We start from the raw sequence: 19642 nt of genomic DNA on the forward strand, positions 1-19642 counted from the left end.
GCGCTTGGTGATGGCGCGTTATCAACTATCCTTTGTCCCCGCACTGTTTTCCTGCCCGTGATGGTATCTCAAATGACCCTGCAAACCTGGTGGCTTTTCGTTGTCACGGTGTTCTTCATTTCGGCGACACCCGGGCCGAACATGATGCATGCGCTGGGCCGCAGCGTTCAGGTTGGATTTCGCCGGAGTATGGCGGCCATGGCCGGGTGTATCTCGGCGTTGCTGCTGGCACTCATACTGTCGGTGATGGGTATTGGCGCAATCCTGATCGCCATGCCCCGTCTTTTCGATATCATCCGCTATGCCGGGGCTGCCTATCTTGTTTTCCTCGGGATCAAGGCGTGGCGTGCGAGTGATGTCCCTGAGCCGTCTGATAATCAGGCTGGAGCCCCGGCACAGGTCAGTGGCTGGACGCTGTATCGCACGGGATTTCTGGTTGGTATCAGCAATCCCAAGCTCTTGCTGTTCGCGGCGGCGTTTTTCCCGCAATTCATCGATCATCACCAGCCGGTCCTGCCTCAATTTGGCATATTGGTTGTGACTTATCTCTTTTCGGACGGGTTATGGCTTGCCCTCTATGGGCTGGGAGGGCGTTCGCTGTCGCGGTTTCTGTCCCGCAGGCCGGTCCGACGGGCTTTCAATCGTCTGACCGGCCTTGTGTTTGTGGCGTTCGGGCTCGTAATTTTAAGAGCGAAGGCCTGAGCGTGCAGCGCCATGATGTACACTCAGCCCGGTGAGCGTTACCGCAACCTGATCAGGCGTGGTGCCAATATCATTCACGGCATGAGCGCCGGTACGGAACATGACCGGCATGCTCAAGGCTGCGGTAGAAAGATGGAATGTACCCGTCGTGCCATTGGCGCCGACAGTGATCATGCCGTCAGGCTGGCTATGTATGACGATATGGGCCAGACGGGTCTGGTCGATCGTACCGAGGACGACGCCGTTTTTCGGCACATTGTCGATCTGGCCTTGCAGGATCAGACGGTCCCCGTCGATTAGAATGCGGAGCACCGGGGTGGCGTCCTCATCGGCTGTCAACTCGGCAAGAATCACGTTCCCGCGTTGAGGAAAGCGATCAACATGGACCGTTGTATTCAGCATTGCTTCTGCATCGGCGACACGCCAGGGGCGTGATTCCGAAAGCTCTGTGCGGGGCTGGCGAGCGTGATAAGCTGTCGGTTTGCGTGCCTCGCTGGTCAGGACGATTCCGCCGGGTACGATGTGATAGGATGCGTCAGCCCTGGTTTGTTGCCCCAAAGCCGAGGCAGGCAGGACAGACATGCTGAAAGCCCTGGTTTCACGCAGGTCAAAGCCGCGCGTGTCCATCGCCGGCTCTGCGCTGGCGGTCGCCATCAGGCAGGCGAGCGCACTGGCTGGGAAAAGGAACAGACCTTTTTTCATGACGGGTACTCCTCTTGCAATTCAGGCATCACCGGGCGCGACGCAGGTCTTCAGAAACCGCGCCAACGCGCGACCCCTGTGGCTGGTCGCGTTCTTTTCCTCGGCAGAAACCTCGGCAAAGCTCCGATCGTCACCCTGGGGAATGAAAATGGGATCATAACCATGGCCCTGCGCGCCGCGTGGCGGCCAGCATACCGTTCCCTCGCAACGGCCTTCCGCGAAGCGTGTGACACCATCCGGCCAGGCAACGCAGAGCACAGCCACGAAGGAGGCCGAGCGATCGGCCGCACCGTTCATCTCGTCATGAACGCGCTGCATGGCCACCTGCATGTCACCACCCGGGCCGGCCCAGCGGGCTGAATAGACCCCGGGACGCCCTTCGAGGGCGCTGACGCAGAACCCGGAATCATCAGACAAGGCAGGCAGCCCCGTCGCGCGCGCTGCGGCAAGTGCCTTGATGGCCGCATTGCCCTCGAAGCTGTCAGCCGTCTCTTCCGGTTCGGGCAAAGAGAGTTCGGCCGCCGAGACGATCTCGATGCCGCTATCAGCCAGCAGAACCCGGAATTCAGCCAGCTTGCCCTTGTTGTGGCTGGCGAGCACAACGCGCTCGCCCCGCCTGAGAACCCGTTTGCCGGGCTCGGTCATGTCGGCTGGCGCCGCGCTGCTCACGCCGTTTTTCCGTTTGACGCGTTGCTGTTTGTCACGCTCTCAAGCGCCTCGCGCTGGGCGACGAACAGGCGTGACGTGCCCAGCTTCGCAAGAGCCATCAGTGACGCAAATTCGCTCTCGCTGAACGGTGCGTCTTCTGCCGTGCCCTGAATTTCGACAATGCCGCCTTCGCTGGTCAGAACGAAATTCGTATCGGCCTGGGCTGAGCTGTCTTCAATATAATCGAGATCGAGCACAGCGCCGGCATCGGTCAGACCGCAGGAGACCGCAGCCACCTGCGCACGCAGGGGCGAGCGCTTGAGCACGCCAGCCTTGATCTGCTTGTCCAGAGCAATGGCAAGGGCCACCCAGGCGCCCGTGATGGCGGCGCAGCGCGTGCCACCATCGGCATTGAGCACGTCGCAATCGAGCGTGATGGTCATCTCGCCCAGGGCACGCAGGTCCACACAGGCGCGCAACGCGCGGCCGATAAGGCGCTGGATTTCCTGCGTACGGCCCGACTGCTTGCCCTTGGCTGCTTCACGGTTGCCACGGGTATGCGTCGCGCGCGGCAGCATGCCGTATTCCGCGGTAATCCAGCCCTGGCCCTGACCACGCAGGAAAGGCGGCACGCGGTTTTCGATCGAGGCTGCACAAAGAACCTCAGTGCCACCCACGCGGATCAGCACGGAGCCCTCGGCATGGCGGGCAAAACCCGGCTCGATGGAAACGACGCGGTTCTCGTCGGCCTTGCGGCCTGAAGGGCGGGTGCTGGACATGGAGCGTTTTCCTCGTTTCAAGCGCAGAAGATGCGGTCGGGTGCAGCTTTAGCGCCTGGGGCCCTGAATGACAAAGCCGAATGACAAAGCAGAATCACGCGGGTCAGGTCCGTCCGGGACCCTCCCGTTACCGCCATCACCCAAGGCATGCGGCAAGGCACGCGCCCCTCGACTAAGGTCAGGCGGTCAGGATGACCGGGCACGGCGTCGTGCCCAGCTGACCCGCTCAGCCGATCAGTTCAACCGCATCCCCAAGGCGGATGGTCCCTGCGTGGCGGATGACCGCATTCTGGCCGAACATGACCCCACCGGGACGATGGCGAAACCCGGTCATGGTCTTGAGTGGCTCGCGCGGAACAGGGATCGTCCCGCTCTCCTGGTCGATGGTGGTGACGATGCAGCGGCTGCAGGGTTTGACCAGGTCGAGTTCAACTGTACCGATCCGGATGGAGCGCCATTCATCCTCGGCCCAGGGTTGATCGGTCTCGATGACAATATTGGGCCTGAAACGCTCCATCGGCACGGGCTGATCAAGACGGGCGTTGAGGTCGTCGAGTGACGCCGTGTTGGTGACCAGCAGGGGAAACCCGTCTGCAAAGCTCACGCTACCAAAGTCGGTCGGTCTGGCATGGGCCGGGTCGGCCATATGCACGAGCCTGCACGCTGTGCCGAGAATAGCGCTCAGCCATGCCGCTGCCTCGTCTCCTGCATCCCGTGCCGCAATGGCATGGTCCTTCCAGACGCTTACTGTGATTGCGGGTGCCTGAGGGGCAGGCGGATCGATCCTTAGTTCCGAGCCGTCACTACCGGTCAGGTAAAGTGTCTCACCGTCCAGCGCTGTCAGGATGCGTGCCATGGCCGGATGCTGGCGCTGCGTCATGAAGCGGCCGTCTGGCGCGACCACGAGCCAGCGTCGGTCGCCACGCGGCCCCCAGGGGTCGAGTTCGAGTGCCCTCATATCAACCCGGTGCAGGCTTTTGACAGGATGGATATATAAGGCTGCAAGGCGGGTCATCGGCACGACTCCGAAGCGGATGGACAGGACACGTCGTGACAGGTCTAGTCGCTCGGGACGGTGACAGGAAGCCAGCTGGCGCGTCGGGAAAAGGGGCAGGGCATGATCGATCTCTCAAACCTGCCGGGTGGCATGGATGCCCGGTCGGCGAATGTGCTGCGCGAGATTGTCGAGCAATACATGGAGACGGGTGATCCCGTGGCCAGCAAGACGCTTGCCCAGCGCCTGACGCCCGCGCTCTCTCCCGCGACCATACGCAATGTCATGGCGGAGCTGACCCAGGCCGGATTGCTGTTCAGCCCTCATGTCTCGGCGGGTCGCCTGCCCACCGAGAAAGGCGTGCGACTGTTCGTGGATGGCCTGTTGCAGTTCGGCGCGCTCGATGAACTGGAGCGCGCCCAGATTGCCGGGCGTCTGGCGCTCAAGGGGCGATCCATGCAGGAGACGCTGGCTGAGGCCTCCTCCATGCTTTCAGGGCTTTCGGCAGCAGCGGGTCTGGTTCTGGCTCCCAAGGGCGATGGTGCCCTCAAGCATATCGAATTCGTCGCGCTCGGGCCGGGCAAGGCTTTGGTGATCCTTGTGGCAGCCGATGGTCAGGTCGAGAACCGCGTGATCGAAACGCCACCGGGTCTGCCGCCGTCAGCCCTTGTCGAGGCGGGCAATTATCTCAACTCCCTGCTTGGCGATGTAACATTGAGTGCCTTGCGCCAGCGCGTCTCGGAGAATTTGCAGCAGAACCGCTCTGATCTGGATGTGTTGGCGACCAGCGTGATCGAGAGCGGTCTTGCGATGTGGGATGAGCAGCATGGCACGCTCTATCTGCGCGGGCAGGGCAACCTGCTCACCGACATTACCGAAATCGAGAAACTCACGACCATCCAGATGCTCTTTGAGCGTCTGGAGGCGCAGGAAACGATGCTGCGCCTGCTTCAGCTGGCCCAGGAATCGGACGGTGTCCGGATCTATATCGGTGCCGAGAGCGGGTTTTTTGGCATGTCGGGCGTATCGATGGTCGTGGCACCGGCACGCAACGAGACGAATCGCATCGTCGGTGCCATTGGGGTGATTGGCCCGACACGCCTCAATTACGGGCGGATCGTGCCTGTAGTGGATTACACGGCCCGTGTGATCGGTCGCCTGCTGAGCTGAACAGGCAAGCTCTGACACCGCTGTGACATGTTTTTTAAGAATCACTCGCAATTTATTATTGAGAATTATTCTCAAACGCTGTTAGGGTCGCGCCGTTCTGAAGTGGAATGGCTGATGATCGTCTGTTCGTGTAACGCCCTGACCAATCATGATATCGCTGATGCCGTAAACAGAGGGGCCTCGCGCGCGCGGGAGGTCTATGCCTCCAAGGGGTGCAAGGCCCAGTGCGGCAATTGCGTGCCCGGCGTGGTGTGCGCCCTGCGCAGTCTGCTGCGTGAAAGAAAGGAGGCCGCGATGGCCTTCAACACGGTCGATCAGGGTGCTGGCAACGCCGCTTACGTCTGAATGAGGGCACCTGCACCGGGGCGTGCTGATGGGCCGTCATGTCGGCAGGCTTGCTGATCTGTTTGTAGGGGGCCGGACATCCGACCGGCCATAGAAAAACCCGCCAGCTTGCGCTGACGGGCTTTTCTTTTCCGGGATCCTGTGCGGGCAAGCCCGGGGCAGGGGTGTCCGGTTCTGTCTTACTCGGCGGTCTGGTCGGGAGCCGGCGAGGAGTTCAGCGTGATGTAGCGCTGGATACCGACCTGCTTGATCAGATCGAACTGACGGTCGATGAAATCTTCATGCTCCTCCTCGTTGGCGAGGATACGGATCAGCAGATCACGTGACACGTAATCGCGCACGCTTTCACAATAGGCGATGCCTTCGCGCAGATCGGCCAGCGCCTTTTCTTCAAGCTTGAGATCGCAGGCGAGGATTTCCTCAACGCTTTCACCGACCAGGATCTGGTTCAGACGCTGCACGTTCGGCAGGCCACCCAGATACAGGATGCGCTCGATCAGCCAGTCGGCATGACGCATCTCTTCGATGGATTCGTCATATTCCTTCTTGCCCAGCTTGGTGACGCCCCAGTGATTCAGGGTGCGGGCATGAAGGAAATACTGGTTGATGGCCGTCAGCTCATTAGTGAGCTGAATGTTCAGATGCTCGATAACCTTCGGATCTTTAAGCATGGTTGGCTCCTTTTTCTGTCCTGCACGCAGGAGGGGCGCATGGCCACTCCCCGCAGGCTGTGTGACGCTGTTCAAGCATGGAAAAGAAGCGGGTGCAATAGAAATAACGTTGTTCAGTATTGAAGTATCGGAGTTGAGAATGACTCTCTCTATTGGTACGTAATCAGTAAATGTTGTTGCAATTTAATTGCAACAACAAAGTCGCCCCAAATCATGGGCTTAAAAGCAGGCTCCTGAACGCAAAACACCCCGCGCAAGGCGGGGTGCAGCGGGACATAATCCCGTCAGATTGCGAGAGCCGTCGCCCGGGGGCACAGCCGCCCGGACGAACGCTTCTGATCCGATCAGTAGCGCTTGCGCGACGAGCCCTTGCCGTTGCCGACCGAGTTGCCCTTGCGGAATGAAGGGCGGTCGCCGCGATCACCACGATCGCCCCTGTCACCACCGCGATCGCCGCCACGGTCACCACCGCGGAAGCCGCCCTTGCCACGGGGAGCAAAGCCACCCTCACGCGGGCGGCGCGGGCCGCGTGGCGGGGCAGAGGGGCCAGTCGGGGCGAAAGCCGGCTCGATCTTGGCTTCATCCGCATCGGCACCGGCAACGCAGGAGCGGAAACGCTCGGCGCTGTCAGGGGCAATCTCGAAGAGTGTGTGATCCGTGTCGATATGAATCGCACCGATCTCGCTCTTGGTCACACCACCCAGGCGGCAGATGAGGGGGACGAGCCATTTCGGGTCGGCCCGCTCGGTGCGACCAATGGCAAGGCTGAACCACTCACCGCCCATACGGTCCACACGGCCCGTGAACTCGCGGGGTGCACGATCGTCGCGCATGCCACGGGCAGGGGCATCAATGCTGACCGGACGGATCGACTCGACGCTCGGCAGGCGGCTCTTGTAGAGGCGCACGAGGGCCGTGGCGAGCTGATGCGCGTCATGCGCATTTGCCAGCTGCGATGCCAGGGCATCTTCATTGGCCTGCGACGGCGCGAAAAGCGTCTCGTCTTCCATCAGGCGCTTGGCGTCCTGCTCAAGGATGGCATCTGCCGAAGGGACGCTTTCCCACTCGGCATTGCTGATCTTGGCAAAGGACAGCAGGCGCTCAGCCTTGCGACGTTGGCTGACAGGCACCATGATCACGCAGGTGCCCTTGCGGCCTGCACGGCCCGTACGGCCCGAGCGGTGCAGCAATGTTGCAGCTTCGCTCGGCATATTGGCATGGATCACGAGTGAAAGCGCCGGAATGTCGATGCCACGTGCGGCCACGTCGGTGGCCACGCAAACGCGTGCCACACCCGAACGCAGGGCTTCGATGGCGCGCGAACGCTCGTTCTGGCCCATTTCGCCGGAAATGGCGACCGAGGCAAAGCCACGCTCGACCAGCGCTGCCTGCACCTGCGCGACCATGGCGCGGGTATTGCAGAACAGCATGGCGGTCGGGCTCTCGTAATAACGCAGCACATTGACGACACCGCGACCAATGTCATTCGGCGCCGTCAGCACGCATTTATACGTGATGTCATCATGCTGTTTGGACGTGGAGACCGTGTTGATGCGCTCGGCGTTCTTCTGGAAGCGGCGCGCCAGATTGGCAATTTCCTTGGCAATGGTCGCCGAGAAAAGCAGCGTGCGGCGTTCGACCGGCGCGGCATCCAGAAGTTGCTCCAGCTCGTCGCGAAAGCCCAGATCGAGCATTTCGTCGGCTTCGTCCAGCACGACCACGCGCAGATCGGACAAATTCAGGGCACCGCGCGACAGATGATCGCACAGGCGGCCCGGCGTCCCAACAACGATATGGGCACCGTTCGACAGGTTGCGGGCTTCGCGACGGGCATCCGTGCCGCCAATGCAGCTGACGATACGCGCACCGGTCTCGGCATAAAGCCACTGAAGCTCGGTCTGCACCTGCAGGGCCAGTTCGCGCGTTGGTGCGACCACCAGAGCAAGCGGGCTGTTGGCAGGGGGAAGGCGCTCACTGCCCTCGGGAATGAGGGTCGGCGCAAAGGCGAGACCGAAAGCAACCGTCTTGCCCGATCCTGTCTGTGCGGAAACGAGGAGATCCCGTGTCTCAAGGCCAGGCTGCAGAACGGCTTCCTGCACGGCGGTCGGTGTTTCATAACCGCGTGCCGCCAGAGCGCGGCTTAGAGACGGTACGGTATCGGGAAAGGGCATGCGGTTCGGACTCAATCAGGATCGTGCGAAGAGAGAACGCCGAGACAGGAATGCGCTGTTCGAGCATGGCTCGCGGCGTCAGGAAGGCGGTCAATAAAGAATATGCGAGCTGAAATCTAGGATTAAACGGCACCCGTGCTGAAAACGCTTCTGCAGGAACCTGACTCGGCACACTCCTAATATATGGGAGATGCGCGCCAAATTGAAGCGATTGCTGCCACACAAACCGTTAAATTCGGGTAAGACGCCACGCATGATCGCCGCGTTCTTCTCTCGTCAAAAGGGTGCGTTTCTGCGCCTGCACGCGCAGCAATGGCCTCTGAAGTGGTTTTTTGCCCCCAGCGGCAATGCGTTTGAATTCGCCCTGCGCAACACTATCGCCTCGCTCGTCGCGCTTGGAATCGCGTTCTGGATGGAGCTGGGCGAGCCGCAATGGGCCGCCATGACCGTATGGATTACGGCGCAGGGCTCACGTGGCGAGAGCCTCTCCAAGGGGCGGTGGCGTCTGGTCGGCACTGTGCTGGGCATGGCGGGCGCGGTGGGGTTGGTTTCAGCATTTCCCCAGGCCCCGTGGCTGTTCATTCCTGCCCTGGCGCTCTGGGCCGGGCTATGCACGGGGCTGGCGACGCTGTGTCAGAATTTTCGCGCCTATGCCTTTGTGCTGGCGGCCTATACCTGCGCCATTATTGCAACCGGCGCCCTCAACGTGCCCGATCATGTGTTTGAAATCGCCATGGCGCGTGGCACCTATATCTTTCTGGGTGTCGTGTGCGAGATGGTGGCGGGGGTGGTCTTTTCGGCTTCTCTGTCGGCCAAGGCCAGACGGACCATGCGCGGCTGGCTGATCGAGGCCATAGGGGCTGCCTCAAAGGTCATTGGCGATGTGCTTGATGGCGCCCCGCCGCCCGAGGCGGCCATACGTGCCGTATTCAGCCGCACGCTCAGCCTCAACGAGCAACTCGAATTTACCGTGGTCGAGGTCGGGCGCAGCGATCATGCAATCGCCTGCGCCTATGCCACGATCGGCATCCTGTCGCGACTCGTCTCGCGTGCGTTGGGGATGCAGGCGCGGCTTTCCACACAGCTTGTCCTTTCCGAACGTGCCAGAACGGGGCTGGCTGATGTGGCGCGTTTCATCCGGGACGTTCCTGCAAGGCTGGACGATGCCGACACGCTTCTGGCACTGCGTCGGGACCTTGAGGCGCTCGCTGCGCGCTGCGACATCCTGCATGACGAAGCTGGCGCAATCGATAATCCGGGGGAAGGGTTCAACCCCGATGACGCGATCATTCTTCAGGGCATGCGCCTGATTCTTGAAGAATACTGCACGCTGCTGATCTATTTCGAGGCCCGTCCGACCGAAGCCACGACTCCCGCGCGGTATCGGTTGCGACGCGTGTTGTATTTTCATGCCGCGTTCCACAACGCCATGCGGTCTGCCGCCGCCATCTGTCTGGCTGGACTGGTGTGGGAGGTCACGGCATGGCCACAGGGAGCGGCGTTCATCTCGTTTATCGCTGTGGTAGTGGGCCGCTTTGCCACCACCGATAATACCGTGCTCGTCAGCAACCGCTTTTTCTATGGTGCCTGCCTCGCCACTCTGGCTTCCATCCTGCCGGTATTCTTTCTTATCCCCACCGGGACGGGGTTCGAGGCTCTGATCGTGGCTCTGGCCCCTCTGATGTTCATCGGTGGACTGGCGGCACGCAACCCTGCCACTGCCACCGCAGCGGGGTCATATAATACCTTCCTGCCCGCGCTGATTGGTCTCGATAACCATATGCGCATGAACGAACTTACCTGGTTCAATGCCACGATCGCCCTGCTGCTCGGGCTTGGGGCAGGGGTGCTTGTGTTCCGTTGTATCCTGCCGTTCAATATCTATCAGGTATGTGCCCTGTTGCGACGACGTGCCCTGCATGGATTGCAGCGTATCTGTGCGACGTCGCGGTTTCTGCCGGCCGAGAATCGCTGGATCGGGCTCATTACCCAGGGCATGGAACGTGTCATTCGTTATGCAGGCGCCTCGCTCACTCCGTTCATGGAACTCAACCTGCATGGTCTGCTCTCCACCATGACAATGGGGCGTAACCTGCTTTTTCTGCGTGGTGTCGCGGCGCGGCCTGCACTTCCTGCGGCGCTGCGCGACATTCTCGCGCAGTTCTTTACTGGGCTCGGTCCCCATTGGCTTCGTGGCCCCGGTGTCGAAGCCGCCGTGTTCACGTCGCGGATAGAAAGCGCCATCAGCGCCATTCACCAGCGGGCAGCGTCGGCGGATGACCGGGAATGTCCGGCTTATGCCGAGGTGCTCGGGAGCCTGCTCGTGGTGCGGCACGAATGGCAGGGCAATCAGGACTGGCTGAATGACCGGCACTTCAGGCGCTGCCTGCAACTGGCCCGTGCGACCGGGCAGTAACCCGCGCCACCGGACCGGATTGCCCGGAGGGCATTAGATAAGAATGTTAGTCGATCACAGCCAAATGATCATTTCATAACGAATTTATGTTCCGATTCGGGTGTGAGAAGAGAATATAAATTCTCTCATGCGGGCCATTCTACCAGTCCCGTCACACTGAAAGGGTCGTCATGCCATGAAGATCGGTTTCGTTTCCGACAGTCTCGGCAAACTGTCTTTTGAAGCCATGCTGGATCAGGCCGTTGCGCTCGGTGTGTCGGGCGTGGAGGTCAATACGGGTGGGTGGTCATCGGCGCCGCATGTCGATCTCATGGAACTCAGGCAAAGCGCCGAAGGGCGTCAGCGTTTTGTGAATGCTTTCGAGCGGCGCAATCTCGAAATCATCGCCCTCAACGTCAACGGCAATCCTCTTCACCCGGTGGATACGCGCCAGGGTCAGGACCTTGAAGAGACGATCCGGCTGGCGGGTGATCTTGGTATCGGCACGATCTGTACCATGTCGGGCCTGCCGGAGGGGCAGGAGGGGGACCGTTTGCCCAACTGGGTGGTGAGTTCATGGCCGCCCGAAGGTCAGGTTGCCAAGGAATGGCAACTGCGCGAGCGTTTGCTGCCCTATTGGGAACGTATCCTGCGTATGGCGCCTGATCACGGTATCACGCGCATTGCGCTCGAACTGCATGGCGGACAATGGGCCTATAACGTTCCCAATTTCCTGCGCCTGCGCGAAGCGCTCGACCCGATGATCGGGGCCAATCTCGACCCCTCACACATGTTCTGGATGGGGGCTGACCCGATCGCCGCTATCGATGCGCTGGGTGACGCCATTTTCCATGTCCACGCAAAGGATGCCGGGTTCAATGAGGCGAGGCGGGGCGTGACATCGAATCTTGAAAATGGCCCGCTGGGTTTGCCTTCGGCACGTGCCTGGTCGTATCTCACGCTTGGCTATGGCCATGACACGCTATGGTGGCGTCAATTCTGCTATCGCCTGCGCATGGTGGGCTATGATGGCTGGCTGTCCATCGAGCATGAGGACCCATTGCTTGACGCAGTGGAAGGGCTCGAAAAGTCAGTCGCCCTTCTGTGTGAGGTCATGCCAGTGGCCCTTGGCGGCTTTGATCAGATGGATATCTGAACGCAGCCCCTTTTCGGGTCTACCCAAAAGTCGGCCTCTGACATGCAGTCGAACGCGGCCGATCAGGCCGCGAGTTTCTTGCGGCCAATCACGGCATGAACCGTATCATTCCATGCCGTGAGGTCCTCGGGGGGCACGACCTCACCGGTGTCCAGATCACCAAAACCTGCCTTGTCGAGCAAGAGCGTGACAAGACGGGTGCGGTCGGCGGGCTCAAGCGCCTGCCACAGGGCCACGGCTTTCTGCGCGATGAAATTGTCAGAGAAGGTGATGATGAATGGCGCGCCGGGCCGCAGCACGCGGTTGACCTCCTCCAGCACGGCCAGCGGATTTATCAGATAGGCAAACCCGTCACACAGGCACACGGCATCGAGCGTATCATCAGGCAGGTCGAGTGCCGTTGTCTCGTTCAGATCCTGTTCGACCCGTCGCGTAAGGGCGATATTGGCCTCGAGGGCCTTGCTGTTCACATCCAGCCCGATCACGGTTTCAAGCTGGGCTTCATCGGGAAGATGGCTCATCGCCCCGGCCATGAGGTCGAGTATGACACCCGTGGCAGGCAGTGTGGTCTGGTAGAGGGCCGTGACCGCGGTGCGGGCGCCCGCATCCATTTGCGTTGAATCGCCACGACCTGCGTAAAAGCTGCGGTCGGGATCGTTATTGGCGCGGGTGAAGGCTGCCGGGTGCAGCCCTGACGGGGTATCAGTCATCGGACCAGTCCTGCCTGTCTCTGCTCTGGCGTGCTCGCAGCATTGCGAGGACCTGCGCAGGGATGACGCCATGACAGGCACACGTCAAGACAGACGGCCTCGCTATGCGCACTTCCCGCCCAGGCGATGTGAGGCCGGGTTCAGAGCGCTGCGCCGTGCCACTCGAACGGACCGTCGGAAATCCCGGCGATGCGGGCGTGACGGTCCACCGGGATGGCCTGCTGGCGCAGGAGCGGCTGCAGCGCCTCGCTCACCTCGCGATAGGGCGCACGGGATGGGGGCGCAGTGAGGATGACATCAAGCAGCCCAAGCTTGCGATAGTCATTGAGGCGCTGTGCGACTTCCTGCGCGGTACCTACGAGCGCCGAGGCAGCCACCTGCGAAGGGAGTCCCTGATCGATCAGGGTTTCGGTTTCATCCCAAGCCTCTTCCGTGCTGTCCTTGAGGACGATGTCCAGAGCCACCACGGAGCGGGCCGGGTGGTCGACAATCTGCGATGGCAGGCAGTGCTCGTAGAGCGCCATGGTCTCAGCCACGCTGCCATCGGGCCTTAGCCGTTCAATGCCACCAGGGCCCTTCCGCAGCAGGTTATGCTGCGCGGCATGACCATGCATCCAGTCGATCATGTCATCACGAACGAGCAGGCTGCATCCGGTAGGCAGTTGCGTCAGGCATTTTTCAAGCGCCTCCCGGCTCATATCAAGGCACGACCAGATGAGACGGACATGGCGTGCAATGGCGGGGGTGTCGTAGGAGGCGATGAACATGGGTCTGTTATCCTGCATCGCAACGGGCGATGCGTCGGCTTTGAAAATTTACGTCAAGAAACCGGAGGTTTCCCGTGCCGTGGCGGCCCGGACCCACTATAACTGTGCGTATGATGATCCGGTTCCATAAGATGCAGGGCCTCGGGAATGACTTCGTCATTATCGACAGGCGCCACGAGCGTTTCAACGCTACATTACATACCATGTCCAGGCTCTGTGACCGTCGCTTTGGCGTCGGGTGTGACCAGCTTGTGCTGCTTGACGCGCCAGATCGCGACGGGGCTGATATCCGGGTGCGTTTCTACAATCCTGATGGATCCGAAGCAGGGGCGTGCGGCAATGCCTCACGCTGTGTCGCTGCCCTCATTGGCAATGCCCCGGTATTACAGACAAGTGCGGGATTGCTGCCGAGCTTCATCACGCCTGAGGGCGAAATCGGGGTGGATATGGGTGTGCCCGCGCTGGACTGGCAGCGTGTTCCCCTGTCGCAGGCGATGGACACCGTCGAACTGCCCCTGCCGGGCAGCCCTGCGGCCTGCTCGATGGGTAATCCGCATGCGACCTTCTTTGACGGAATGGACCGTGCGGACCGCGAGGGCGCAGCGCTGGAGCGCGATGCGCTCTTTCCGGAACGCGCCAATATCGGCTGCGCCGAGATCGTCTCCCGTGATTTCATTCGGCTGCGCGTCTGGGAGCGTGGCGCCGGACTGACACTGGCCTGCGGGTCCGGAGCCTGTGCTGCCGTGGTCAATGGTGTGCGTCGCGGCCTTCTGGACCGCGAGTGCCGGGTGGAAATGGATGGCGGTGCGCTGCGTATCCATTGGCGCGAGGCAGACGGCCATGTCCTCATGATCGGCCCGGCGACCCATGTTTTCGAGGGGCTTTATCCGCTCGGGACGCATGACGGATGAGCGGTGCCCGTCTTCTGACTTTCGGCTGCCGCCTCAACCTGCATGAAAGCGAGCGTATGCAGGCCCTGACCGGCCATTTGCCGGATGTCGTGGTGGTCAATACCTGCGCGGTGACGACCAGCGCTGAACGTCAGGCGCGTCAGGCCATCAGACGTGCCCATCGTGATGACCCCGGCAAGCGTATTGTGGTCACAGGCTGTGCGGCCCAGATCGCCCCGCAGGACTGGGCCAGCCTGCCCGGCGTGTCGCATGTGATGGGTAATACCGAAAAGCTCGAGGCCGCCAGCTGGTCGGAAACTGCCCTGAGGCAGCAGGGGGCTGTTGCTGACATCATGCGGGCCACCCCCGCCCCTGCCTCGCCCGTGGTCGAAACAGGCGGGCACGTGCGTGCCCTGCTTCAGGTGCAGCAGGGCTGCGACCATCGCTGCACATTCTGCATTATCCCGTATGGGCGCGGCCGCTCGCGTTCGGTGCCGACCCGGGATGTGATCGCCCGCGCCCGGGCGCTGGTCGAGGCGGGCCATCATGAAATCGTTCTGACGGGTGTCGATATCGCCTCCTGGGGGCGGGACCTTGATGGCACACCTGCACTGGGCACGCTTTGCCGTGACGTGCTGTCAGCCGTGCCGGAATTGCCCCGACTGCGCCTGTCCTCGCTCGATCCGGCCTCTGTCGATGCCGATCTATGGTATCTGCTGGCCGAGGAGCCCCGCTTTCTGCCGCATCTGCATCTCTCGCTACAGGCAGCGAGCGATATGGTACTCAAGCGCATGAAGCGCCGCCATTCGGTGCAGGATGCCGCCAATCTGATCACGCAGGCGCGGCACCTGCGCCCCGATATCGCGATCGGGGCCGATCTGATTGCCGGATTTCCGACAGAAACCGAGGCTCAGGCGCAGGAGACACTCGATTTTGTCGTACGTCATGAACTGCCCTACCTGCACGTCTTTCCCTATAGCGAGCGCCCAGGCACACCGGCAGCCCGTATGCCCAGCGTGCCCAATGCAAAACGTCAGGCGCGTGCGGCGGCCCTGCGTGAGGCAGGCGAGGCCAATCGGCAGGCCTATTGGCGTGGTATGATGGGGCGTCCTCTGGATGTTCTGATGGAGGGCGCAACAAAGGGCCACTCAGCCCATTTCGTGCCGGTGCGTCTGTCGCGTGGGCAGGCAGTCCGTGGCACACGCCTCACCCTTGTCGCCGAAACCCTTGACGAAGCAGGGCTGGTAGCAGAGATCAACTGACATGGCCGGATTTTTCTCACGTCTGAAACAGGGGCTGACGCGCTCGACGCAGAAGCTGAATGCTGCTCTTACCCATCGCTATCTCGACGAGACAGCGCTGGAGGAACTCGAGGACGAGCTGATTGCAGCCGATCTCGGCCCTGCAGTGGCCGGGCGCGTGATCGAGGAGTTCCGCACGTCGCGTTTTGGTCGCAATGTCACGACCGAGGAAATTCAGGAGGCTCTGGCCACCGAAATCGCTCGCGTGCTCGAACCTGTAGCCCAGCCCTTCGAGCTCAAGACCGAGCACAAGCCGCATGTCGTGCTTGTGGTGGGCGTCAATGGCGTGGGCAAGACCACGACCATCGGCAAGATGGCCAAATGGTTCCGGGATCAGGGCCGCTCGGTCATGATGGTGGCGGGTGACACGTTCCGCGCCGCTGCTGTCGAGCAGTTGCAGGTCTGGGGTGAGCGCACTGGCGCGCCTGTCATTGCGGGCAAGCCGGGTGGTGATGCGGCAGGCCTCGCCTATGAAGGCATCAAGCAGGCGCGTGAATCAGGGACCGACCTGCTGTTCGTCGATACGGCGGGGCGTCTGCACAACAAGGGCGCGCTGATGGAAGAGCTCGCCAAGATCATCCGCGTCATGAAGAAGTTCGACGAAACTGCCCCTCATTCAGTGTTGCTGGTGCTCGATGCCACGACCGGCCAGAATGCAATGGAGCAGGTGCGTGTTTTCCGTGAACTCGTGAATGTAACGGGTCTGATCGTAACCAAGCTCGATGGCTCCGCACGGGGGGGTATCGTTGTGGCACTGGCCGACGCCTTCAAGCTTCCGGTGCATCTGGTGGGCGTGGGTGAGCAGGTCGAGGATCTGCGTCCCTTTTCGGCGCAGGAATATGCGCGCGGTCTTGTAGGCGGAAGCGGTGCCGATCTGACCAGCCATCTGATCGACGAACCTCAGGATTAAGCTAGCGACTCGGCTTGACCATGCGTGGCCTGTGGTGGCTACGCCATCATTAACTTTCCGGCATGCCTTTCGTGTGGAAAGGCCTGTATCGGTCATCACAAGCCCGAGCGGGCGTCTGCTGAGCAACACCGATTGCCGCCCAGTTCGGCTCCTGACCTCGTCGGCCTCCGGGTGCAGGAGCGTTACCGTGCCCCAGAGGCGATTCCCGCCCCACCCCTGACTTTGCGCCTGTGTCGCAATGGGGGTCGTGGATCGTTTTTTGCGAGACTTCCCTCCATATCGTGTCATTTTCGCAACGAAAATTCGACGACTGATATAGGGATTAACGATGCGATAACGAAATAACGCTAATTCAATTAATTTTTAAAGTTCGACACAAAACAGAAATATTTCGTCGCACTCGCCAGTTTCTCGTTATGCCAGCGTTACGTTTCAGATGAATTACGTTACGTGTGGAGCGTGTGACCTATGGCGTTGAGCCTGCGCAGATCTTTCCTTTTGACATTTACGGCAGTGGCCGGACTATCTACCTCGGCAGCCATAGCGGCCACGGTGCCGATGGACGCAACTGCCACCAAGAAAAAGACCCTGGTCAAGACCAAACAGGCCACGGCCAAATCAGAAACGATCATGGTAACGGGATCGTATCTGCGCAGCTCGAACAACAGCTCGGCCAACCCCGTCCAGATCGTAACCGCCAAACAGATCCAGCAGACTTCGGCTGTTTCGCTGGGTGACTATCTCCAGCGCCTCCCCTCGGTCGGCTCGTCGGGTACGCCCAACCAGCAGACCAATGGCGGTGGTGGTGTGAGCTGCACCGATATCCGCAATTTCGGCTCCAAGCGTGTGCTCATCCTGATTGACGGCAAGCGCACGGCAATCAACGCGGCCACATCCTGCGTCGATCTGAACACGATCCCCATCGAGGAAATCGCCAGCGTCGAAATGCTCAAGGATGGCGGCTCCGAGCTTTACGGTGCGGATGCCGTCTCAGGCGTGATCAACATCAAGCTGCGTCATGACGTCACCAAGGCGACCATCACCATGCGTGGCGGGATCTCGCAATACGGCGATGCCAAGACGGGCCTGCTTTCCGCCATGAAGGGTTTCAACTTCGATCACGGCAAGGGCAACGTCACCCTTTTCGGCCAGTACAATACATCTGGCGGCATCATGAGCCAGGACCGCGCCTGGGCGGCCAACCCGCAGCAGAGCAACCCGGTGACTGGCACGCCGCTTTATGGCTCCTCCATCATTCCGGCAGGCCGTGTGACCGACCCGCGCACAGGGGCCAATCTGGTCTCGAATGGGGATGGCACCTTTCACCGTTACAGCAATGCCGACCGGTATAATTTTGCCAAAGACACGATGGTGCAGAATTATAACCAGAACTCAGCCCTGTCCGGCGATGCCCATTACGATGTGGACAGCCATTTCAAGCCCTATGCCAATGTGCGGTACAGCCACACGACAACGGCACGGCAGATGGCTGCAGCCCCGGTCTCCGGTGGTATCAAGCCGTCTCCACTGCTGTCGTCCTGGACCATTCCGGCAGGCAGCCCCTATAATATCTGGGGACGTGACGCGATCATGTCGCGCCGTATGAATGATCTCGGTCCGCGCAAGATGGATTACGCGACCGATACCTGGACCGTGATTGGCGGCGCCAAGGGCAAGATCTGGCGTGGCTGGGAATATGATGCGTCCATGACATACGGCCAGAGCCGCTGGACCGCCAACACGCAGAACATGGGCAATTATCGTCATCTGTTGCAGATGACTGGTGTGCGTCAGCTCGACCCCACCAATCCGGGCAGCAAGATCGTGTATGACCCGACCGTCTGCACCAGCCAGCCGGGCTGCGTCTTGTCCAACCCACTCGCGCCGCTTTCACCCGAGGCTGCCGCTTATGGCAAGTTCACGCAGCACGATCATGCCGAATATCAGCTGCGTGATTTCAACCTGCGCATCAATAACAGCAGCGTCGTCAAGATGCCCTACGAGCATGGCGGCAATGTCGGTATCGCCTTTGGTATGGAGCATCGCAGCGAGCAGCTGAGCAGCAAGCCCGACCCGATCGTTGTGAGCGGTGATTCCACAGGCAATGCCTCAAGCTATAGCGGCGGTGGCTTCAATGTGAATGAAGTCTATGCCGAAGGTCAGATTCCGCTGCTTCAAAATGCATTTCTTGCCAAGGATCTGACCATTGACGGTCAGGGCCGTTGGTCAGACTACAATACCTTCGGATCGACCAAGAACTGGAAGGTCTCGATCAACTGGGCCCCGGTGCGCGATATCCGCTTCCGTGCGACGCTCGGAACGTCCTACCGCCAGCCCAACGTCTATGAACTCTATGGCGGCCAGAGCCTCGGCTACCCGTCGGCATACGATCCCTGCAGTGCCGTTTCCAGCTACGGCGCACAGGCTGCCGCTGTTCAGGCCCGCTGCGCAAGCGAGGGGATCAATACGGCGACTTTCGTTCCGCAGAACACGGGGCAGGTTCCGACGGTTTCCGGCGGTAACGCCAAGCTGCAGCCTGAGAGCGGTCGTACCTATACGGTCGGCACGGTTGTCACGCCACGCTGGGTACCGGGTCTCTCCGCCTCGGTCACGTATTGGCATTATTCGCTCAACAACACGATCAGCACGCTGGGCACGCAGTATATTCTCGACCAGTGCTATACCGGTGCGGATACCAGCAATTGCGGCGCTATCGCCGCGCGCTCTTCCTCGCAGCAGCTGACTTCGGTCAACGCGTTCTATCAGAATTTGGGCGGAATCCGCACCAGCGGCATCGATTTCGACCTCGACTATCATGTGCGTCTGACGTCCCATGACAGCCTGACCGTGTCGAACAACATGCAGCAGCTTGTCAGCTACCTGCAGCAGAACGTGCCCAATGGTAAGTGGTACAACTATACCGGTCGTCTGTTCTATGCCGGTGGAAGCGGCCAGCCGCGCGTAAGCGATTATGCCCAGGCGACCTGGCAGCATGACGATTTCAGCTTCACCTACATGATGCGCTATATCGGCGGCATGGTGTGGAATAACGGTGTGACCGATCTGACGGCCAAGACAGCCGGACAGTACAAGACCCCCGGTATCTTCACGCATGACATCACGCTGGGCTATCGCCTCAACCGCTGGAACTTCCAGGCGGGCGTCAGCAATCTGCTCGACAAGAAGCCGCCCTTCGTCATGGATGCGGCCACCAACACCAATATCTATCAGTATGGCAGCCTCATTGTTGGCCGCTATGCCTTCCTGCAGGCTGGCATCAGCTTCTGATCCGGCCCTGTCACCGGGCGGGCCATGCCTGATGCATGGCCTG

General features: G+C 60.8%; 17 protein-coding genes. 9 read left to right on the forward strand and 8 right to left on the reverse strand.

Annotated features, from left to right (window positions below):
• The first annotated feature begins 72 nt into the window (after positions 1-72).
• Entirely contained in the window at positions 73-702 is a 630-nt protein-coding gene (locus ACWNRM_RS04855; protein WP_485169794.1) for a LysE family translocator, read from the forward strand.
• Here ACWNRM_RS04855 and ACWNRM_RS04860 read toward each other — a convergent pair.
• The 4 genes from ACWNRM_RS04860 to ACWNRM_RS04875 all read right to left on the reverse strand — a co-directional run bounded on the left by ACWNRM_RS04860 (position 685) and on the right by ACWNRM_RS04875 (position 3846).
• Positions 685-1404, reverse strand: coding sequence for a hypothetical protein (locus ACWNRM_RS04860; protein ID WP_485169793.1), 720 nt, complete (start codon positions 1402-1404; stop codon positions 685-687). The two genes, ACWNRM_RS04855 and ACWNRM_RS04860, sit on opposite strands and share 18 nt — an antisense overlap.
• A gap of 21 nt (positions 1405-1425) precedes the next feature.
• A complete protein-coding gene (gene rdgB / locus ACWNRM_RS04865) occupies positions 1426-2049 on the reverse strand; it encodes an RdgB/HAM1 family non-canonical purine NTP pyrophosphatase (protein WP_485169867.1) in 624 nt (207 codons plus the stop codon).
• A gap of 20 nt (positions 2050-2069) precedes the next feature.
• Positions 2070-2831 carry a ribonuclease PH gene (rph, locus tag ACWNRM_RS04870; protein WP_485169792.1) on the reverse strand — a complete coding sequence of 254 codons (762 nt, stop codon included), beginning with the start codon at positions 2829-2831 and terminating at the stop codon, positions 2070-2072.
• 226 nt (positions 2832-3057) lie between these two features.
• Positions 3058-3846 (reverse strand): MOSC domain-containing protein, encoded by a 789-nt coding sequence (locus ACWNRM_RS04875; RefSeq protein WP_485169791.1) that lies wholly within the window; start codon positions 3844-3846, stop codon positions 3058-3060.
• A 102-nt stretch (positions 3847-3948) separates the two neighbouring features.
• On the opposite strand from ACWNRM_RS04875, the gene hrcA reads away from it, so the two are divergent.
• Both hrcA and ACWNRM_RS04885 read left to right on the forward strand, forming a co-directional pair.
• Complete coding sequence (gene hrcA, locus ACWNRM_RS04880; protein ID WP_485169790.1) at positions 3949-4995, forward strand: heat-inducible transcriptional repressor HrcA; 1047 nt, start codon at positions 3949-3951, stop codon at positions 4993-4995.
• A gap of 114 nt (positions 4996-5109) precedes the next feature.
• The gene (locus tag ACWNRM_RS04885) at positions 5110-5340 is read left to right on the forward strand and encodes a (2Fe-2S)-binding protein (protein WP_485169789.1); all 231 of its coding nucleotides are present in this window, start codon (positions 5110-5112) and stop codon (positions 5338-5340) included.
• Between the two features lie 179 nt (positions 5341-5519).
• Here the strand turns inward: ACWNRM_RS04885 and bfr are convergent, their stop codons facing one another.
• Complete coding sequence (gene bfr, locus ACWNRM_RS04890) at positions 5520-6011, reverse strand: bacterioferritin (RefSeq protein ID WP_023979379.1); 492 nt, start codon at positions 6009-6011, stop codon at positions 5520-5522.
• Positions 6012-6355: 344 nt separating this feature from the next.
• Positions 6356-8182 carry a DEAD/DEAH box helicase gene (locus tag ACWNRM_RS04895; protein ID WP_485169788.1) on the reverse strand — a complete coding sequence of 609 codons (1827 nt, stop codon included), beginning with the start codon at positions 8180-8182 and terminating at the stop codon, positions 6356-6358.
• Between the two features lie 253 nt (positions 8183-8435).
• Here ACWNRM_RS04895 and ACWNRM_RS04900 point away from each other — a divergent pair, with 253 nt between their 5' ends.
• Both ACWNRM_RS04900 and ACWNRM_RS04905 read left to right on the forward strand, forming a co-directional pair.
• Entirely contained in the window at positions 8436-10598 is a 2163-nt protein-coding gene (locus tag ACWNRM_RS04900; RefSeq protein ID WP_485169787.1) for an FUSC family protein, read from the forward strand.
• Between the two features lie 175 nt (positions 10599-10773).
• Positions 10774-11733 (forward strand): sugar phosphate isomerase/epimerase family protein, encoded by a 960-nt coding sequence (locus ACWNRM_RS04905; protein ID WP_485169786.1) that lies wholly within the window; start codon positions 10774-10776, stop codon positions 11731-11733.
• Between the two features lie 62 nt (positions 11734-11795).
• Here ACWNRM_RS04905 and ACWNRM_RS04910 read toward each other — a convergent pair whose 3' ends face one another.
• Both ACWNRM_RS04910 and ACWNRM_RS04915 read right to left on the reverse strand, forming a co-directional pair.
• A complete protein-coding gene (locus tag ACWNRM_RS04910) occupies positions 11796-12443 on the reverse strand; it encodes a class I SAM-dependent methyltransferase (protein ID WP_485169785.1) in 648 nt (215 codons plus the stop codon).
• A 140-nt stretch (positions 12444-12583) separates the two neighbouring features.
• Positions 12584-13210, reverse strand: a complete 627-nt coding sequence (locus ACWNRM_RS04915) for a hypothetical protein (protein WP_485169784.1) — start codon at positions 13208-13210, stop codon at positions 12584-12586.
• A 110-nt stretch (positions 13211-13320) separates the two neighbouring features.
• Between ACWNRM_RS04915 and dapF the strand changes: the two genes are divergently transcribed.
• The 4 genes from dapF (at position 13321) to ACWNRM_RS04935 (ending at position 19599) form a co-directional block, all read left to right on the forward strand.
• Complete coding sequence (gene dapF, locus ACWNRM_RS04920) at positions 13321-14121, forward strand: diaminopimelate epimerase (RefSeq protein ID WP_485169866.1); 801 nt, start codon at positions 13321-13323, stop codon at positions 14119-14121.
• Positions 14118-15362: a tRNA (N(6)-L-threonylcarbamoyladenosine(37)-C(2))-methylthiotransferase MtaB gene (mtaB, locus tag ACWNRM_RS04925; RefSeq protein ID WP_485169783.1), complete on the forward strand. Its 1245-nt coding sequence runs from the start codon at positions 14118-14120 to the stop codon at positions 15360-15362. The genes dapF and mtaB overlap by 4 nt, the downstream gene beginning before the upstream one ends.
• 1 nt (position 15363) lies before the next feature.
• The gene (gene ftsY / locus ACWNRM_RS04930; protein WP_485169782.1) at positions 15364-16311 is read left to right on the forward strand and encodes a signal recognition particle-docking protein FtsY; all 948 of its coding nucleotides are present in this window, start codon (positions 15364-15366) and stop codon (positions 16309-16311) included.
• 558 nt (positions 16312-16869) lie between these two features.
• Positions 16870-19599, forward strand: coding sequence for a TonB-dependent receptor domain-containing protein (locus ACWNRM_RS04935; RefSeq protein ID WP_485172163.1), 2730 nt, complete (start codon positions 16870-16872; stop codon positions 19597-19599).
• The last annotated feature ends 43 nt before the right edge of the window (positions 19600-19642 follow it).

The sequence above is a fragment of the Asaia sp. A2 genome (assembly GCF_057319415.1).